This is a genomic window from Sinomonas albida, from assembly GCF_004919045.1.
Classification (GTDB): Bacteria; Actinomycetota; Actinomycetes; order Actinomycetales; family Micrococcaceae; genus Sinomonas; species Sinomonas albida.
Genome location: NZ_SWDW01000002.1, coordinates 250,443 through 267,723, shown reverse-complemented (window position 1 = coordinate 267,723; position 17,281 = coordinate 250,443). Strand labels below are relative to the sequence as shown.

14 protein-coding genes and 1 tRNA gene are annotated in these 17,281 nt (G+C 70.6%); 6 read left to right on the top strand and 9 right to left on the bottom strand.

The window, feature by feature from the left end; genetic code table 11:
• Positions 1–2: 2 nt before the first annotated feature.
• The 8 genes from prfA to E6A26_RS03005 form a co-directional block, all read right to left on the bottom strand.
• Positions 3–1,076 carry a peptide chain release factor 1 gene (prfA, locus tag E6A26_RS03040; protein WP_136609705.1) on the bottom strand — a complete coding sequence of 358 codons (1,074 nt, stop codon included), beginning with the start codon at positions 1,074–1,076 and terminating at the stop codon, positions 3–5.
• 99 nt (positions 1,077–1,175) lie between these two features.
• Positions 1,176–3,305 carry a transcription termination factor Rho gene (rho, locus tag E6A26_RS03035; RefSeq protein WP_211128914.1) on the bottom strand — a complete coding sequence of 710 codons (2,130 nt, stop codon included), beginning with the start codon at positions 3,303–3,305 and terminating at the stop codon, positions 1,176–1,178.
• Between the two features lie 285 nt (positions 3,306–3,590).
• The gene (gene thrB / locus E6A26_RS03030) at positions 3,591–4,595 is read right to left on the bottom strand and encodes a homoserine kinase (protein WP_234864947.1); all 1,005 of its coding nucleotides are present in this window, start codon (positions 4,593–4,595) and stop codon (positions 3,591–3,593) included.
• A 4-nt stretch (positions 4,596–4,599) separates the two neighbouring features.
• Positions 4,600–5,733 carry a threonine synthase gene (gene thrC / locus E6A26_RS03025; protein WP_136609703.1) on the bottom strand — a complete coding sequence of 378 codons (1,134 nt, stop codon included), beginning with the start codon at positions 5,731–5,733 and terminating at the stop codon, positions 4,600–4,602.
• Positions 5,733–7,103, bottom strand: a complete 1,371-nt coding sequence (locus E6A26_RS03020; RefSeq protein ID WP_136609702.1) for a homoserine dehydrogenase — start codon at positions 7,101–7,103, stop codon at positions 5,733–5,735. Before E6A26_RS03020 ends, thrC begins: the two co-directional genes overlap by 1 nt.
• A gap of 21 nt (positions 7,104–7,124) precedes the next feature.
• Positions 7,125–8,663 (bottom strand): diaminopimelate decarboxylase family protein, encoded by a 1,539-nt coding sequence (locus tag E6A26_RS03015; protein WP_136609801.1) that lies wholly within the window; start codon positions 8,661–8,663, stop codon positions 7,125–7,127.
• A gap of 17 nt (positions 8,664–8,680) precedes the next feature.
• A complete protein-coding gene (gene argS, locus E6A26_RS03010) occupies positions 8,681–10,339 on the bottom strand; it encodes an arginine--tRNA ligase (protein ID WP_136609701.1) in 1,659 nt (552 codons plus the stop codon).
• A 46-nt stretch (positions 10,340–10,385) separates the two neighbouring features.
• On the bottom strand, positions 10,386–11,735 hold the full coding sequence (locus E6A26_RS03005) for an MFS transporter (protein WP_234864943.1): 1,350 nt from the start codon (positions 11,733–11,735) through the stop codon (positions 10,386–10,388).
• A gap of 175 nt (positions 11,736–11,910) precedes the next feature.
• On the opposite strand from E6A26_RS03005, the gene E6A26_RS03000 reads away from it, so the two are divergent.
• From E6A26_RS03000 to E6A26_RS02975, 6 genes are all read left to right on the top strand, one after another.
• The gene (locus E6A26_RS03000; RefSeq protein WP_327407222.1) at positions 11,911–12,444 is read left to right on the top strand and encodes a hypothetical protein; all 534 of its coding nucleotides are present in this window, start codon (positions 11,911–11,913) and stop codon (positions 12,442–12,444) included.
• Positions 12,445–12,452: 8 nt separating this feature from the next.
• Complete coding sequence (locus E6A26_RS02995) at positions 12,453–13,325, top strand: FAD:protein FMN transferase (RefSeq protein ID WP_136609700.1); 873 nt, start codon at positions 12,453–12,455, stop codon at positions 13,323–13,325.
• Positions 13,322–14,854, top strand: a complete 1,533-nt coding sequence (locus E6A26_RS02990; RefSeq protein WP_136609699.1) for an oxidoreductase — start codon at positions 13,322–13,324, stop codon at positions 14,852–14,854. The genes E6A26_RS02995 and E6A26_RS02990 overlap by 4 nt, the downstream gene beginning before the upstream one ends.
• 151 nt (positions 14,855–15,005) lie before the next feature.
• A complete protein-coding gene (locus E6A26_RS02985) occupies positions 15,006–15,248 on the top strand; it encodes a DUF2630 family protein (protein ID WP_136609698.1) in 243 nt (80 codons plus the stop codon).
• 91 nt (positions 15,249–15,339) lie between these two features.
• Positions 15,340–16,110 carry an ion channel gene (locus E6A26_RS02980; RefSeq protein WP_136609697.1) on the top strand — a complete coding sequence of 257 codons (771 nt, stop codon included), beginning with the start codon at positions 15,340–15,342 and terminating at the stop codon, positions 16,108–16,110.
• 121 nt (positions 16,111–16,231) lie between these two features.
• A tRNA-Arg gene (locus E6A26_RS02975) sits at positions 16,232–16,304 on the top strand.
• Positions 16,305–16,491: 187 nt separating this feature from the next.
• On the opposite strand, the gene E6A26_RS02970 is transcribed toward E6A26_RS02975, so the two are convergent.
• Positions 16,492–17,202 (bottom strand): DJ-1/PfpI family protein, encoded by a 711-nt coding sequence (locus E6A26_RS02970; protein ID WP_136609696.1) that lies wholly within the window; start codon positions 17,200–17,202, stop codon positions 16,492–16,494.
• Between the last annotated feature and the right edge of the window lie 79 nt (positions 17,203–17,281).

The following is a 17,281-nucleotide window of genomic DNA, read 5'->3' as shown; positions in this document are numbered from 1 at the left end:
GCTCACTCGCCGAGCGCGTCGAGGCGGTGCTGCTCGTCCATGTCGATGCAGGACTGGATCACCGGCGCGAGGTCGCCGTTCATGACGGCGTCGAGGTTGTAGGCCTTGTAGCCCGTGCGGTGGTCAGCGATGCGGTTCTCGGGGTAGTTGTACGTGCGGATGCGCTCCGAGCGGTCCATCGTGCGGACCTGGGACTTGCGCACCTCGGCGTTCTCCGCCTCGATCTGCTCCTGCTGGTGCGCGAGGAGCCGGGAGCGGAGCACCCGCATCGCGGCCTCGCGGTTCTGGAGCTGCGACTTCTCGTTCTGCATCGCGACGACGATGCCCGTGGGAAGGTGGGTGATGCGGACGGCGGAGTCGGTCGTGTTGACCGACTGTCCGCCCGGGCCGGACGAGCGGTAGACGTCGATCTTGAGATCATTCGCGTTGATCTCGATCTCCTCGGGCTCGTCCACCTCGGGGAACACGAGGACGCCAGCGGCGGACGTGTGGATGCGGCCCTGCGATTCGGTGACGGGCACGCGCTGGACGCGGTGCACGCCGCCCTCGTACTTGAGGTGCGCGTAGACGCCCTCGGCGGGGTCGTTCGAGGAGCCCTTGATGGCGACCTGGACGTCCTTGTAGCCGCCGAGGTCGGACTCGGTCGAGGACAGGATCTCCGTCTTCCAGCCCCTCGACTCGGCGTAGCGCGTGTACATGCGCAGGAGGTCGGCCGCGAAGAGCGCCGCCTCGTCGCCGCCCTCGCCGCCCTTGACCTCGAGGATGACGTTCCGCGCGTCGTTCGGGTCGCGCGGGATGAGGAGCCTGCGGAGTTTCTCCTGCGCGAGCGTCAGCGACGCTTCGAGCTGCGGGACCTCGGCCGCGAACTCGGGGTCCTCGGCCGCCATCTCGCGCGCGGCCTCGAGGTCGCCGGAGAGCTGCTTCCACCGGTTGTGGGCCTCCACAATGCCGTTGAGCTGTGCGGAGCGGCGGCCGAGCTTCCGCGCGAGCGCCTGGTCCTGGTAGACCGCGGGGTCGCTCAGCTGCTTCTGCAGGTCTGCGTGCTCGTCCAGCAGTCCTTTCACGGACTCGAACATGTGTGGGCCTTTCTTGGCGGCTTTTCTGGGGTTCCTACAGTCAGCAAACGACGACGGCGGCCGGCACCGGGGTTCCGGGCCGGCCGCCGCGCGGGGGCGCTAGTGCCTGTCGTTCTCCGACTTGGACGCGAGAGTCGTCTTCTGCACCTGCAGGAGGAACTCGATGTTGGACTGCGTCTCGCGGATCTTCGACGTGAGCAGCTCGAGGGCCTGCTGCGTGTCGAGGCCCGAGAGCACGCGGCGCAGGCGCCACATGATCTTGACCTCGTCGGAGGAGAGGAGGTTCTCCTCGCGGCGCGTGCCGGACGCGTTGACGTCCACGGCCGGGAAGATGCGCTTGTCCGCGAGCTGGCGGGACAGGCGGAGCTCCATGTTGCCGGTGCCCTTGAACTCCTCGAAGATGACCTCGTCCATCTTGGAGCCGGTCTCGACGAGCGCCGTCGCGATGATCGTGAGCGAGCCGCCGTTCTCGATGTTGCGCGCCGCCCCGAAGAATCGCTTCGGCGGGTAGAGCGCGGCCGAGTCGACACCACCCGAGAGGATGCGGCCCGACGCGGGTGCCGAGAGGTTGTAGGCACGGCCGAGGCGGGTCATCGAGTCGAGGAGCACCACGACGTCCATACCCATCTCGACGAGGCGCTTGGCGCGCTCGATCGCAAGCTCGGCGACGGTCGTGTGATCGTCGGCCGGGCGGTCGAACGTCGAGGCGATGACCTCGCCGCGCACCGAGCGCTGCATGTCCGTGACCTCTTCGGGCCGCTCGTCGACGAGCACCATCATGAGGTGGACCTCAGGGTTGTTGACGGTGATCGCGTTCGCGATGGACTGCAGGATGAGCGTCTTGCCGGCCTTGGGCGGCGAGACGATGAGGCCGCGCTGGCCCTTGCCGATCGGGGCCACGAGGTCGATGACGCGCGGGCCGATCTTCTTCGGGTCCGTCTCGAGGCGGAGGCGCTCCGACGGGTAGAGCGGCACGAGCTTGGTGAACTCGACGCGGCCCTTCGTGTCCTCGGGGTTCTTGCCGTTGACGGTCGTCACGCGGACGAGCGCGTTGAACTTCTGGCGGTTGCCCTGGCTCTGTCGGTTGTCCTCGCCGTCGCGCGGTGCACGGATCGCGCCGACCACGGCGTCGCCCTTGCGGAGGCCGTACTTCTTGACCTGCGCGAGCGGCACGTACACGTCGTTCGGGCCCGGAAGGTAGCCCGAGGTGCGGATGAACGCGTAGTTCTCGAGGACGTCGAGGATGCCCGCCACGGGAACGAGGACGTCGTCCTCGGTGACCTCGGTGTCGTCGACCTCGGGGCCCTGGCTGCGCCCGCGGCGGCGCTCGTTGCGGTCGCGGAAGCGGTCGTTGCGTCCGCTGTCCTCGCGATCGCGGTCACGGTCGCGCCCGCGGCGATTGCGGCGGTTCCGGCGGCTTCCGCCGTCCTCGCCGTCCTCGTCGCGACGCTGGTCCTGCTGCCCGCGATCCTGCTGGCTGCGGTCCTGCTGCTGCGCACGATCCTGCTGGCGGTCCTGCTGCTGCCCGCGATCCTGCTGGCGGTCCTGCTGCTGGCCACGGTCCTGCTGGCGGTCCTGCTGCTGCCCGCGATCGCGGCCACGACGGCGACCCTCGCCGGCCTCGGCCTGCTGGGACTCCTGCTGCCCTGCCTCGGCGGGGGCCTGAGCGGGCGCCTCGGCCGGAGCGGCCTCAGCGCGGGCCTCTGCGGACTCGGCGGCCGGAGCCTCGACGGTCCCCTCAGCGGATGCGCGGCGGTTGCGGTTGCGCGTGCGGGGCTGCCGCGGGGCCTCTGCCTCGGGGGCCGGGGTCTCAGCCGCGGGAGCCGCGGCGGCCTCGGCCGGGGCGGCCTCAGCCTGAGCCTGGCCCTCGGCGGTCGGCGTCACGACGCCGTCGCTTCCCGCGCGGCGGCGGGTCCGCCCGCGACCGCGGGCGGGTGCAGCCGCTTCCTCGCCGCTGGATGCGGCCTCGACGGCCGTCTCCTTCGACTCCGAGGCGACGGCCTGCTCGGCGGGCTTGCCCGCGGCGGCGCCGCGGCGCACCAGGGGCTCGCCCTTCTGGTGCGCGGAGATGGCGGCCACGAGGTCGCCCTTGCGCATGCGGGAACCGCCGGTGATACCCAGCTGGGAGGCGAGTGCCTGAAGCTGCGCGAGCTTGAGGCCCGCGATGCCCTTGGATTCGCCCGCTGCGGGCGTGTCCACTGCTGGGTTCAGCTCAGTGGTCTGTGTCACGAAGGATCCTTCCCCGTCGACTGCGTCCGCTGTGTGAAACGGCGCATCGTGTTGGTGACCGCATTCAGAAGCGCGGTCAGGATGGCTGCCCCGACGCGCCAGAACGGGCGTACGGAGCAAACTGGTGGTTCGCCCCAAGCGAACGGAGGAGGCAGCGCCTCTGCGACGGCGGCAAAGCGACTGACCGGCTGCGGAGCTAGGTAGGGACGGCATTCGAAGCGGAGAGGCCGGCCCACGGGGTACTTCGGAGAGTAATGCGTCTGAGAGTGCCCCTGTGGGCGAACGCTACCGCGAATGCACTTCCACTTTAGCACCTTCGACGTCGACAGTTAGACGCATGACACGCCACGTCGTCGCACTCTCTCCCGCATAGCGCGGCGTCGCCTCCGCGCCGGCGCGCGCAAAGCGTGCGACGGCGGCCTCCACCTCGTCTGCCTCGGAGGCGCCGGCCGCGAGGGCCAGCACCGTGGGCCCCGCCCCGGACACGACGGCCGCGTGGCCTTCGGCCCGGAGCCTGCGGATGAGCGATGCGCTCGGGCGCATGGCGGATGCGCGATAGCCCTGATGCAGATAGTCCTCCGTGCCGGGCAGGAGCAGTGAGGGGTCCTGCGTGAGGGCGTGGACCAGAAGTGCGGCCCGGCCCGAGTTCGCAGCAGCCGCGATGTGCGGGACAGACGAAGGAAGGAGCGAACGCGCGAGCTCGGTCGAGAGCTCGTAGTCCGGAACCGCGACGATCGGCACCACGTCGCGGTGCACGCGTGCGACCGCCGTGCGGAACGCCGCTCCGTCCTGCCATGAGAGCGCGAGCGAGCCGAAGATCGCGGGCGCGACGTTGTCGGGGTGGCCCTCGATCTCGCTGCACAGCTGCAGGACCCACTGGCGGTCCGGGCGGTCTTCCGCGGGAACGAGTTCCGCGGCCACGAGCACCGCCGCCACCGTTGCGGATGCCGACGAGCCGAGGCCCCGGCCGTGCGGGCTCACGTTCTCTGCGGCGAGCCGCAGGCCCGAGCGCCGGTAGCCGAGCCGCTCGAGCGCCGCGTCGATCGTCCGGACCACGAGGTGGCTCGCGTCGCGGGGAAGCGTATCCGCACCCTCGCCGCTGAGCTCGAAAGCGAGCCCATCGCCGTCGACCGTTTCGACGCTCACGGTGTCGTAGAGCGACAGAGCCAGCCCGAGGCTGTCATAGCCGGGCCCGAGGTTCGCGCTCGTTGCCGGAACGCGTACGGTGATCCGCTGCCCGGCCGCGACGGTCCGCAGAGAGGCCGCCGCGGCCGGCATGTGGAGGCTCATGGGCCTACGGCTCCAGTCCCAGCGCAGCAGCCACGCTCACCACGTCGTTCCCGACCTTGACCGGCTCAACCTGCTCGCCGCCCTCAGTGCGGAGGGCCCACTGCGGGTCCTTGAGGCCGTGGCCCGTCACGGTGCACACGATCGTCTTCCCTGCCGGCACCAATCCGGCCTCGTGCTGCTTGAGCAGGCCAGCCACGCTCGCCGCGGAGCCGGGCTCCACGAAGACGCCCTCCTTGGCGGAGAGCCAGCGATGCGCAGCGAGGATCTGTTCGTCCGTCACGGCATCGATCAGGCCGCCGGACTCGTCGCGCGCCGCCACCGCGGTGTCCCACGACGCGGGGTTGCCGATCCGGATCGCCGTCGCGATGGTCTCGGGGTTCGTGATGGGGTGGCCGGCCACGAACGGAGCCGCGCCGGCGGCCTGGAATCCCCACATCACCGGGAGCTTGGTGGAGACAGCTGCGAGCGTGCGCTCCTCGCCTTCGGCGTCCTCCGCGCCTGATCCAGAGGAGTACACGGTGTCCTTCGCGTACTCCTTGTAGCCCTTCCAGTACGCCGAGATGTTTCCGGCGTTGCCCACGGGGAGCACGTGGATGTCCGGCGCGTCGCCGAGCGCGTCGACGATCTCGAACGCGGCCGTCTTCTGGCCCTCGATGCGGGCCGGGTTGACCGAGTTGACGAGGAAGACCGGGTACGCCTCGGCGAGCTTGCGCGCGATCTCGAGGCAGTCGTCGAAGTTGCCGTCGACTTGGAGGAGCGTCGCCCCGTGGGCGATCGCCTGGCTCAGCTTGCCCATCGCGATCTTGCCCTCGGGCACGAGGACCGCACACGTGAGCCCCGCCGTCGTCGCGTACGCGGCCGCGGACGCGGACGTGTTGCCCGTCGACGCGCACACCACGGCCTTCGCGCCGGCCGCGACGGCCGCCGTCATGGCCATGGTCATGCCGCGGTCCTTGAACGAGCCCGTGGGATTCATCCCCTCGACCTTGAGGTACACGTCGGACCCCGTGAGGGCCGAGAGCTTCTGCGCGTGGACGAGCGGCGTGCCGCCCTCGCCGAGGGTGATGACGCGGGTCGCCTCGGTGACGGGCAGACGGTCGGCGTATTCGCGGATGACTCCGCGCCACTGGTGGGCCACTAGACTCCTTCGACTCGGAGGACGCTCGTCACGGATGTGACGACGTCGAGGTTCTTGATGTCGGCAACGGTCTCGGCGAGGTCCTTCTCCGACGCTCGGTGGGTGACGAAGCGCAGCTCCGCCGTGCCCTCGCCCGAGCCGGGCTCGTCGCCGTCGATCCTCTGGCGCATGGTCTCGATCGAGACACCGTGCTCGGCGAAGACCGCAGCGACGCGGGAGAGGACGCCGAGCTGGTCGGGCACCTCGAGGCCGATGCTGTAGCTCGTCGTGACGGCCTCGATGCCCAGGATGGGCAGCCTGCGGGTCGCGGTGTCCGTTCGGCCCGGGGCACCCGCGACAACGCGCCGTGCCGTCGAAACGACATCGCCCATGATCGCGGACGCCGTGGGACGCCCGCCCGCGCCGGCGCCATAGAACATGAGCTGTCCCGCGTTCTCGGCCTCGACGAACACCGCGTTGAACGCCCCGCGCACCGCCGCGAGCGGGTGCTCGCGCGGAAGGAGCGTCGGGTGCACCCGCACGCTCGCGCCCTCGGTCTCGGCGCCCCCTTCCCCGGCCGCCGTGACCAGCTCCGCGATCGCGAGCAGCTTGATGACGAGCCCCGAGTCCTTCGCCGCGGCGATGTCCTCCGCCGTCACGCCGCTGATGCCCTGGCAGCGCACGTCCTCGAGCGCCACGGGGGTATGGAAGGCGAGCGTTGCGAGCAGCGCGGCCTTCGCCGCGGCGTCGTGGCCCTCGACGTCCGCCGTCGGGTCCGCCTCGGCGTACCCGAGCCGCTGGGCCTCGGCGAGCGCGTCCGCGAACGCCGCGCCGGTCGTGTCCATCTGGTCGAGGATGTAGTTCGTCGTCCCGTTCACGATGCCGAGCACCCGCGTGATCCGGTCGCCGGAAAGGCTCTCGCGGATCGGGCGGATGATCGGGATCGCGCCCGCGACCGCAGCCTCGAAGCTCAGCTCGGCGTTGTTCCGGTCGGCTTCCTCGAACAGGGCCGGACCGTCCTGCGCGAGCAGGGCCTTGTTGCCCGTGACCACCGACGCGCCCTTGCGCACGGCCCGCAGGATGAGCGATCGGGCAGGCTCGATGCCGCCCATGAGCTCGACGACGAGATCCGCCGAGTCCACGAGGGCCTCCGCGTTGTCCGTGAAGAGTTCGCGCGGGAGCTCCTCGTCGCGCTTGGCGTCGAGATTCCGCACCGCGATGCCCGCGAGCTCGAGCCGGGCCCCGGCACGCGCCGCGAGCGCCGCCGAGTCCTCGAGCAGGATCCGAGCCACCTGGCTCCCCACCGTGCCGCACCCGAGGAGCGCAACCTTGAGCACCTTGGGGTCATCGCGCAGCGCCGCGGGGCGCGGCTGAGTCTGAGTCTCGGTCATCCGGTCTCCCATTCGAAGAGGTCACACTCCCATGTCGCGGGAGAGCAGATCCTGTTCAGTCTCCCCTCGGATGATCCACCGCGCCGAACCATGACGGACTGCGACGACGCCGGGACGCCCCACGTAGTTGTAATTGCTCGACAGCACCCAGCAGTACGCGCCCGTCCCCGGCACCGCGACCAGGTCGCCGCGACGGACGTCCGCGGGTAGGTAGACGTTGCGCACCACGATGTCGCCGCTCTCGCAGTGCTTGCCCACCACGCGAGTGAGCTGCGGCGCCGCGTCCGACGCGCGGCCGGCCAGCACCGCCGAGTAGTCGGCGTCGTAGAGGACGGGGCGCGCGTTGTCGCTCATCCCGCCGTCCACCGAGAGGTAGCGGCGCACCGCCGTCGCGCCTTCCTCGCCGATCCCGGGTGCGTCCGCGGGCACATCTACGAGGACATCCTTCGTGGTCCCGGCGCGGTAGAGCGTGAACGCCGCTGAGCCGACGATCGCCCGCCCCGGCTCGATCGAGATGCGCGGCGGCGTGATGCCGAGGTCACCGCACGTCGAACGGACGACGGCGGCGAGCGCCTGGGCGATCTCCGCGGCTGGGCGCGGGGTGTCCACGGGCGTGTAGGCGATGCCGTGCCCGCCGCCCAGATCGAGCTCGGGGAGCGCGATCGAGTACGTGGAACGCATCGTCGCGAGGAACGTCAGGAGCTTGACCGCGGCGACCTCGAACCCCTCGGGCTCGAAGATCTGCGATCCGATGTGGCAGTGCAGGCCCAGCAGCTCGATGCTGTCGTGCCCGGCGGCAGCGGCCACGGCCTCCTCGGCGGCGGACGCTGCGGCGGCCGCCTCGATGCCGGACTCCTCCGCGACCTCGGCGCGGAACTCGGCGCTTGCCGTCCCCGCGGCCATCGAGAGTCCGAACTTCTGGTCCTCGTGCGCGGTCGCGATGAACTCGTGCGTGTGAGCATGCACACCCGGCGTGAGCCGCAGCATGACCTTCGCGCGCAGCTCGCGCCGTCCGGGATCCTGGTCGCCGCGCGCCGCCGCGATGGCCGCGACCCGCTCGAGCTCGTCCAGGCTGTCCACGACGATGCGGCCCACGCCGAGATCGAGCGCCCGCTCGATCTCCGCGTCCGACTTGTTGTTGCCGTGGAGGCCCAGCAGCTCGCCCGGGAGGCCCGCCTTCGCCGCGACGGCGAGCTCGCCGCCCGAGCACGTGTCGAGCCGGAGTCCCTCCTCAGCCACCCACGCGGCGACCGCAGAGCTCAGGAACGCCTTCCCCGCGTAGTAGACGTCGACGCCCCCGCACACGTCCGCGAACGCGTCGTCGAACGCGTCCTTGAACGCGCGGGCGCGCGCCCGGAAGTCGTCCTCGCTCAGGACGAAGAGCGGCGTGCCGAACTCCTCGGCGAGCTGCGCGACGCCGATCCCGCCCACGGCGAGCTCGCCGCCTGGAGTCCGTTCGACGTCGTGCGCCCACAGCTTGGCCTCGAGCGCGTTGAGGTCGGCCGGCACCTCGAGCCATGCGGGGGCAAGGGGCGAGCCAGCGCCGGCCGCGGCGCCCAGCGTCTCGTGGGACACGGTCACATCCTCTCCGGCGCCGAGACGCCCAGCAGGTCCAGGCCGTTCGCGAGGACCTGGCTCGTCGCGTCGTTGAGCCACAGTCGGGTGCGATTGAGGCCCGTGATCTCCTCGTCGCCCAACGGTGCGATACGGCAGTTGTCGTACCACGAGTGGTACGCGCTGGCGATCGTCTCCAAGTGGCGGGCCACGCGGTGCGGCTCGCGGAACTCCGCGGCCTTGCCCACGATCGAGGGGTACGCGGCGAGGTGCGCGAGCAGCTCGCCCTCGGTCGGGTGGTCGAGGAGCGACGCGTCGAAAGCCTCCCGTCCGTCCACCGTGCGCTCGACGCCCGCCTGCACCGCGTTGCGCGCCGCACCGCGCGAGCGCGCGTGGGCGTACTGGACGTAGTAGACCGGGTTCTCGTTGGAGTGCTTGCGCAGGAGTTCCGGGTCGAGCGTGAGCGGCGAGTCCGCGGGGAAGCGTGCCAGCGAATAGCGCACGGCGTCCTTGCCGAGCCACTCGATGAGGTCCTTGAGCTCGATGATGTTGCCCGCGCGCTTGGACAGCTTCGCGCCGTTGACGGACACGAGCTGGCCGATGAGGATCTCGATGCTCGTCTCGGGGTCGTCGCCGGCGCACGCCGCAATGGCCTTGAGCCGGTTCACGTAGCCGTGGTGGTCGGCGCCGAGAAGGTAGATCTTCTCGGGGAAGCCGCGGTCCTTCTTCGAGAGGTAGTACGCGGCGTCGGCGGCGAAGTAGGTCGGCTCGCCGTTCGCGCGGATGAGCACGCGGTCCTTGTCGTCGCCGAAGTCGGTGGTGCGGAGCCACACGGCGCCGTCGAGGTCGAACACGTGGCCCTGCTCGCGCAGGCGCGCCACGGCGGACTCGATCGCGCCCGAGTCGTGGAGCCCGTCCTTCTCGGAGAAGTAGACGTCGAAGGACACGCCGAACGCCGCGAGGGTCGACTTGATGTCCTGCATCTGGGCCTCGTACGCGGCATGGCGCACGATCGGGAGGGCAGCCTCGTCGTTGAGCTCACGGACGTCGGGATGCTGGACGAGGACCTCGTGCCCGAGGTCCACGATGTACTGCCCGGGGTACCCGCCCTCGGGGACGCCGCGGCCGTGCAGGCGCGAGAGCACCGAGTTCGCGAAGACGTTCATCTGGCTGCCGGCGTCGTTGATGTAGTACTCGGCCGTCACGTCCGCGCCGGACGCGCGCAGCACCCGTGCGATCGAGTCGCCGAGCGCGGCCCAACGCGTGTGCCCGATGTGCAGGGGTCCGGTCGGGTTCGCCGAGACGAACTCCATGTTGACCACGTGCCCGGCGAGGGCGTCATTGCGGCCGTACGCCGTACCTGCGTCGACAATCGCCTTCGCTAGCGCGCCGGCGGCCGCGGCGTCGAGCGTGATGTTGAGGAAGCCCGGACCGGCCACCTCGACGCTCTTGACGCCCTCGAGCGCCGCGAGGCGCGTGGCGAGGATCTCGGCGAACGCGCGCGGGTTCATCCCCGCCTTCTTTCCGAGCTGGAGCGCGATGTTGGTGGCCCAGTCTCCGTGCTCCCGGTTCTTGGGTCGCTCCACTCGGATCTCGTCCGGCACATCCACGGCAAGGTCGCCGGCGCTCACGGCGTCGGCAAGGCAGGCGGAAATAGCTGAGGAGAGTTCTTCGGGAGTCACGGATCTAGACTACCGGCGGCGCGGCATCGCCCCGAAACGGCGCGGGTCACGCGGCTGCGGCGGGCTCGACGACTCCCGGGGCGTCGTCGATGTAGCGCGGCCGGCAGATGACCCACCCAGCGGACACGAGCACCACGAGCGTCACGCCCAGGAAAGCGAACGACGCCGTCCATCCGCCGGTCGCGTCGTGCAGGATGCCGGCGAAGAGCGGGCCTGCGCACGCGACCGTGTAGCCCACGCCCTGCGCGAATCCAGAGACGGCCCCGGACGCCCGGTGCGAGCGTGTGCGGAGGTTGATGAGCACGAGCGAAAGCGGGAATGTTGCGGGTCCGAGACCCATGAGGGTGGACCACAGCCACGTCGCCGACGCTGGCGCGATCCAGAGCCCGAGGTAGCCGCTCACGAAACACGTCACGCCGAAGATCACCACGGCGAACGGGTTCTTCAGCCGCCCCGCGAGGATCGGCACGACGAGGCTCAGCGGGATCCCGAGGCCCGAGAAGATCGCGAGCTGCAGCCCGGCGTCGCCCGCGCTGAGTCCGGCCTCGGTGGCGATCGACGGGAGCCAGCTGAACATCGTGTACGTGTTGAGCGAGGTGCAGCCGAACAGCAGCGCGAGCGCCCAGGCTGCCGGCGCGCGCCACGGGCGGATGACCACGGGCACCGCGGTGACGGCCGCCCCCGGCGCGGCAGGCGCCGAGCCGCCTGGCGCCGTCGTGCTTTCGGTCCGGCGAGCGGACGACCGCGCGTCCCCGCCTTCGCTGCCGGCGGCCCGGGACGCGGAAGGCCGCGCAGGCCACGAGCGCAGCCACGGCACGATGGCGATGACGTTGACCACGGCCCACCAGCCGATCGACCCTCGCCAACCGACCGATTCCGCGACGGGGACCGCGAGGAGCGGCGGGACGGTGGTGCCGAGGCTGATGACTGTCACATAGAGCGCCGTCAGGAGCCCGATCTTCTCCGGGAAGTACTTCTTGACCATCGGCGGGAGCACCACGTTGCCGGCCCCCATGCCGGCCAGGGCGACCGCCGAGGCCGCAAGGAACGTGACGGTGTCGGGCGCGACAGCGCGGACGATCTGGCCCACCGCCGCTGCCGCCATCGAGACGACGGCGATCGACTCGACGCTCCGCTTGCGCATGAAAAGCGGCGTCACGAGGCCGGCGATCCCGAACAGCGCCGTGGGCAGCATCCCGAGGATTCCGACGAGCCACGACGGGAGGAACAGTTCCCTCGAGATCGCGCCGGTGAGTGGTGGAACGCTCGTGACGGCGGTGCGGAGGGTGAACGCGACGATCAGGATCCCCGCGGCGGCGAGCAGGCCGCCGCGGATCGCGGACTGCCGGGGGCTCGCGCTGGCATGGACGGTCGCCTCAGGTTCCGCTTCGCTCACCCTAAAACGCTACAGCAGACTCGGGATACCAAACATCACTCTCGGCGACGCTTCGCCGTGATCCCGGCCACCATCACAGCCGACTCTCACAGCCACCGCACAGCCGCCGTGTCGATGAACGCCTCCGGCCGAGGCTACGTTTAAAGGACAACCGTCCCCGCCCAGGGATCCGCCGATGCAGGAAGCAGCTATGCCCGACTCCCCCGTGCCCACCTTCGCCCCGAGTCCGCGCGTCGCGCGCAAGGTGGCCCTCACCGCGTTGGCCGGCGCATCGCTCGTCGGTGCCGTGGCGGGCTGCGCGCCGTCGGACGCTGCGGTGCCGGGCGCGGCGAAGGCGGCCAGCCCCGCAGCCGGAGCGCCGACGACGGCGGCCGCAGGCTCGGGCTCGACCGCAGCCGCCGGCGGGGGCAGCCACACGTACAAGGACGGCACCTACAGCGCGGACGGGCACTACACCTCCCCCAACGGTCCCGAGACCGTCGGGGTCACCCTCACGTTGGCGTCCGGGGTAGTGAAGGACGTGCAGATCACCCAGCACCCCACGAGCGCGAACACGGCGATCTACCAGAAGCACTTCGCGTCGGGCATCAAGGACGTGGTGGTCGGCAAGAAGCTCGACGAGCTCAACGTGGGGATCGTCTCCGGATCTTCGCTCACGGGCCAGGGCTTCAACGACGCCATCTCGATCATCAAGGGCGAAGCCTCCTAGGACCACCGATGGAGTCCTTCACGTTCGAGGCGATCGGAACCCTCTTCGAGATCGGCACTGACCGGCCGCTCGGCGACGCCGTCGAGTGGACGCTGCTGCGGGAGGCCGAGCGCTTCGACTGGGTGTGGTCGCGCTTCCGGCCAGACTCCCTTGTCGCGCAGATGCGCGCCGGGACGGGCAGATGGGACCTGCCGGCCGAGAGCGCGGCGCTCTCGGAGCTGTACGCGAGGCTCTACCGCGTGACCAAGGGGGCCGTGAACCCCTGGATCGGATCGAGCCTCGAACGGATTGGCTATGGGCCCGGCTACGAGCTCGTCCCGTCCGGCGCGCCCGAGCCCGCCCCGCTCTGGGACGCGGACCACGTCTGGGAGGGCACCGCCGTCGTCCTCAAGTACCCCGCCGTCCTCGACATCGGCGCCGCCGGCAAGGGGCTGCTCGTGGACCGATTCGGGGCGATCCTCGCCGACGCCGGGCACGACGAGTTCGTCATCGACGGGAGCGGCGACATCCTCCACGCGGGGGCCGAGCCGCTGCGGGCGGCGCTTGAGCACCCCTACAACGCGGACGAGGCGATCGGCGTCATCGACGTCCAGGGCAGGTCCCTCTGCGCCTCGGCGGGCAATCGCCGGGCGTGGGGCGACGGTTTCCACCACCTCCTCGACGCCCGCACCGGCGCGCCGGTGCGGGCCGTGGTCGCCGCGTGGGCCCTGGCCGACGACGCCATGACCGCGGACGCGCTCGCAACCGCCCTCTTCGTGGCGCGCGGCCCCGATCTCGTCGCCGAATTCGCTGGCCCGGACGGCGCGCCGGAATGGCTCCAGGTCTTCTCGGACGGACACGCCGAGGGCAGCCCCGCCTTCCTCGAAGGACTCTTCACATGACACCGGTTCTCACAGCCCCCGCCGCGGCGAAGGTGCGCCTCGACGCGGCGCTCGGCCGCGTGAGCTCGTATCGCCTCGTGCTGAGCGTGCTCGCCGTCTTCGTGCTCTACAGCCTCGTGCTCAACCTGCTCGGCTGGCTGCGCTTCGGGATCCCGGCCATGCTCGCCTCCCTCGTGGTGTGCGTCGGCGTCTCCTACGTGGCCAACCGCGGCATCGCGGCGATCTTCCGGGTGCGTCCGCACTCCGAGTCGGCGCTCGTGACGGGCCTCCTGGTCTACTTCCTGTTCTGGCCGAGCCTCGCGCCGCTCGACCTCGGCGTCACCGCCCTCGCGTGCCTCTTCGCGGCGGCATCGAAGTACGTCCTCGCCTTCCACGCCCGGCACGCGTTCAATCCGGCGGCGTTCGGCGCCTTCGCGGTTGCGCTGACCGGCTGGGGCGCCGCGACCTGGTGGGCGGGGACGCCCGCGATGCTCTGGGCCGTGGCCCCCGGCGCGCTCCTCGTCCTGTACCGCGTGCAGCGGCTCGCCATGGCTGCCGTCTTCGCGGTCGTGGCGCTCGCGCTCAACTCCGCGGTGTTCGCGACGGCCGGCGTCTTCCCCGCGGGCGCCGTGGTCCAAGCCGTCGCCCAGGGACCGCTCGTGTTCTTCGCGGGCTTCATGCTGTCCGAGCCGCTTACCATGCCGGGCCGACGCCGGCACCAATACGCGTATGCCGCCGTCATCGCCGCGGCGTACGCGCTTCCCTTCGCGCTCGGTCCGATCTCGGGCTCGCCGGAGACGGCGCTGGTCATCGGGAACCTCCTCGCCTTCGCGTTCGGCCTGTCGCAAGGGCTCGACCTCAAGTTCGTCGAGCGGCGTCGGCTCACCCCGACGTCGTACGAGTTCGTCTTCGTGCCCGGCCGGCGGGCGCGCTTTCTCCCCGGGCAATACGCAGAGCTCTCGCTCCCCCACTCGGGGGGCGCGTGGGCCGGACGACGGCGGACGTTCAGCTTCACGAGCGCGCCCTCCTCGGACGTCGTGGCCTTCGGCGTGAGTACACCGGCCCCGGTCTCGCCTGCGAAGCAGGTGCTCCTCGACCTCGAGCCCGGGCGGCGCGTGTGGGCCGCCGCCGTGGCCGGCGACTTCGTGCTTCCGCGCGATCAGGGCGTCCCGCTGCTGCTCGTCGCGGGCGGGATCGGCCTCACGCCGTTCGCCTCGATGCTGCGCGCCCTGAAGAGCGCTGGCGAGGAACGCGACGTCGTGGTCCTCGCCTCGGTCTCGGCGCCAGAGGAGCTCGCTTTCGCCGGCGTCCTCCAGGCGTCACGGGCGCGGGTGGTGGTCCGGACGTCCGACGGCGGGGCGGTGCCCGACTTCGCCGAGGACGCCGGCATGGCGCCGTTCACGCCGCAGCGCCTCAGGGAACTCGTGCCGGACATCGGCGAACGCACCGCCTATGTCTCTGGGCCGCCGTCGTTCGTCGGAGCGGTGGGGCCCGCCCTCCGCGCGGCCGGGGCACGCCGGGTCCGGCGAGACGCCTTCTCCGGGTACTGACTGCCTGGGCCTCCGCACGACCGCGGTCCAGCGAACGCGCTTTCGCGGGCCGGCGGTCGAGCGAACGCGCCACCTTGAGCACTCTGCTCCCGGCGTAGGGCTTCCGGCGTAGGCTGGCCTCGCGAGGACATCCCGCCCGGAAGGAGCCACCATGGATCAGGACATCCACAACCGGATCAAGGAACTCATCGACGAGGAGCACCGCCTCCGCTCGGCCGTCGGCGAGGGCGAGATCACGCCCGGCGACGAGCAGCAGCGGCTGCGCTCCGTCGAGGCACAGCTCGACCAGTGCTGGGACCTCCTTCGCCAGCGCCGCGCGAAGCGCCAGTACGGCGAGAACGCGTCCGAGGCCTCGGTCCGCTCCGCGGACGTCGTGGAGAACTACCTCGACTGAGCGCCGGACGGTGTCGGGCCACCACGGACTGACGGCGCCGATCAGAACTTTTCCTGACGGTTGACTGCTCAGCGCGAGTAGCCTCACCGCCATGACTCTCGAACGCTGGCGGCGAATCTCCGAGTGGCCGATGATCGGCGCGGCCCTTCTGTTCCTCGGCGCCTATTCAGTGCAGGTGATCGCGGATCTTCCCGACTCGGCCGGGACCTGGGCCGATGACCTGGTGTGGATCGCGTGGGCGGTCTTCGTCGCGGACTACCTGGTGAGACTCTGGCTCGCACCCAACCGAGGCCGCTGGTTCGTCAGGAACCTCCACGAACTCGTGATCCTCGCGCTTCCCGCGCTCCGGCCCTTGAGGCTGCTCCGCCTGGTGACCTTCCTCAAGGTCTTCCAGAACAGGGCCGGGGCCGCGCTGCGCGGCAGACTCGTCACGTTCGTGCTGGGGGCCGCGGCGCTCCTGGTGTATTGCGGCGCACTGGCCACCCTCGATGCGGAGCAGAACGAACCTCAGGCCAACATTCATTCCTTCGCGGACGCCCTCTGGTGGGCCCTGACGACCATGACCACCGTTGGCTACGGCGACCGGTACCCGGTCACGGGCTTGGGCCGACTTGCCGCGGCCGGGCTCATGCTGTCAGGGATCGCGGTGCTAGGCGTCGTCACCGCCACGATCGCCTCCTGGCTCGTCGAGAACGTCTCCAAGGAGACGGCGACGAAGACTGCCGAGGCGATCGGCCAGGCGGTGGAGGCTGTCGATGAGCCTCTCGAGGAGCAAATCCGCACGCTCACCCAAGAAGTCACAAGGCTCACGGCTGCCCTAGAAGCCCGCACCCGAGGTGCCGCAGGGACCGACGCGCCCTGACGGGCCGCGTTCCTGGCGGCGTGTTGGCTTGCGCTCGGACCGGTTTGCACGGGCGGGGTAGCCACCTGATAAGCTCGATAAGTCCCGCGGGGAGCAGGTTTTCTGCCTCCAGGGCATCTGGGCCCTCGTAGCTCAGGGGATAGAGCGTCTGCCTCCGGAGCAGAAGGCCGTAGGTTCGAATCCTATCGAGGGCACCCGCGTGAAGGGCCCCGCCGACTTGGTCGGCGGGGCCCTTCACCATTCCACGCGCCATTCACGCCATGCGCGCCTCGCGACCTCCGGCATTCGTCTCGGGTACAGATACTCCCCGCCCACGCGCACTCGGGTACAGATACTCCCCGCCCACGCGCACTCGGGTACAGATACTCCCCGCCCACGCGATCAGGACGCGGGTGCCTCCATGTCGAAGAGCTTGTAGAGCGCAGATGCCTCCCGCTCCTGCCAGAACCGCAGCCACAGCGCAGCGCGCTCTGGGGACAGCGCACCTAGTTCAGCCATGACGGCCGCGGCAAAGTCCGTTGGCGCCCAGGACCCGGCCGTGACCAGCGTTCCGCCCGCGGCGGTGCGCCCGCGGACGGCATGCGGTTCGCGCACGAAATTGCTGCTTCCGCCGTAACCGGGCCACTTCTCAAGCTGCCCTAGCTCATTGCCGGTGTGCTCGATGTCGTCGAGTAGGCCAGCGCCGCCAAGGGCATCGACAGCACCGCAGATCGCGGCGACGAGCTGGCCCGCGGACTTGCGCCGTGCGGCGGCCTCGATTGCCGCGGTGTTCGAAGAGTCGTCGAACCACGTGGTCCCGCCACACAGCACGAGCGCGTCGAAGCCCTCGACGTCGACATCGCCAAGCGCTGCGTCCGGGGTCACGCGGAGTCCGCCCATGCTCGTCACGGGACCGCCATCCGCCGTGGCCGTCGTGACCTCGGCCGCGCGCTCGGTGAGGTCATGCTGCCGCAGCTCGCTCATGAGATACCCGACCTCCCAGTCGGCCATGCCCTCCGGCAGATACACGAGCACGCGCAACGGCTGCCCCGGCAGAACGGGTGCGTCCGTCTGGGGTGCGCTCTGATTCCGTTCATTCTGGTCGCTGGTCATAGTTCGAGACTAGGTCGCTCAGCGGACAGGACTCGTCCGCAGCACGCGGTCGGGTGTTGGGCCGCCCAACCTCTTTCCC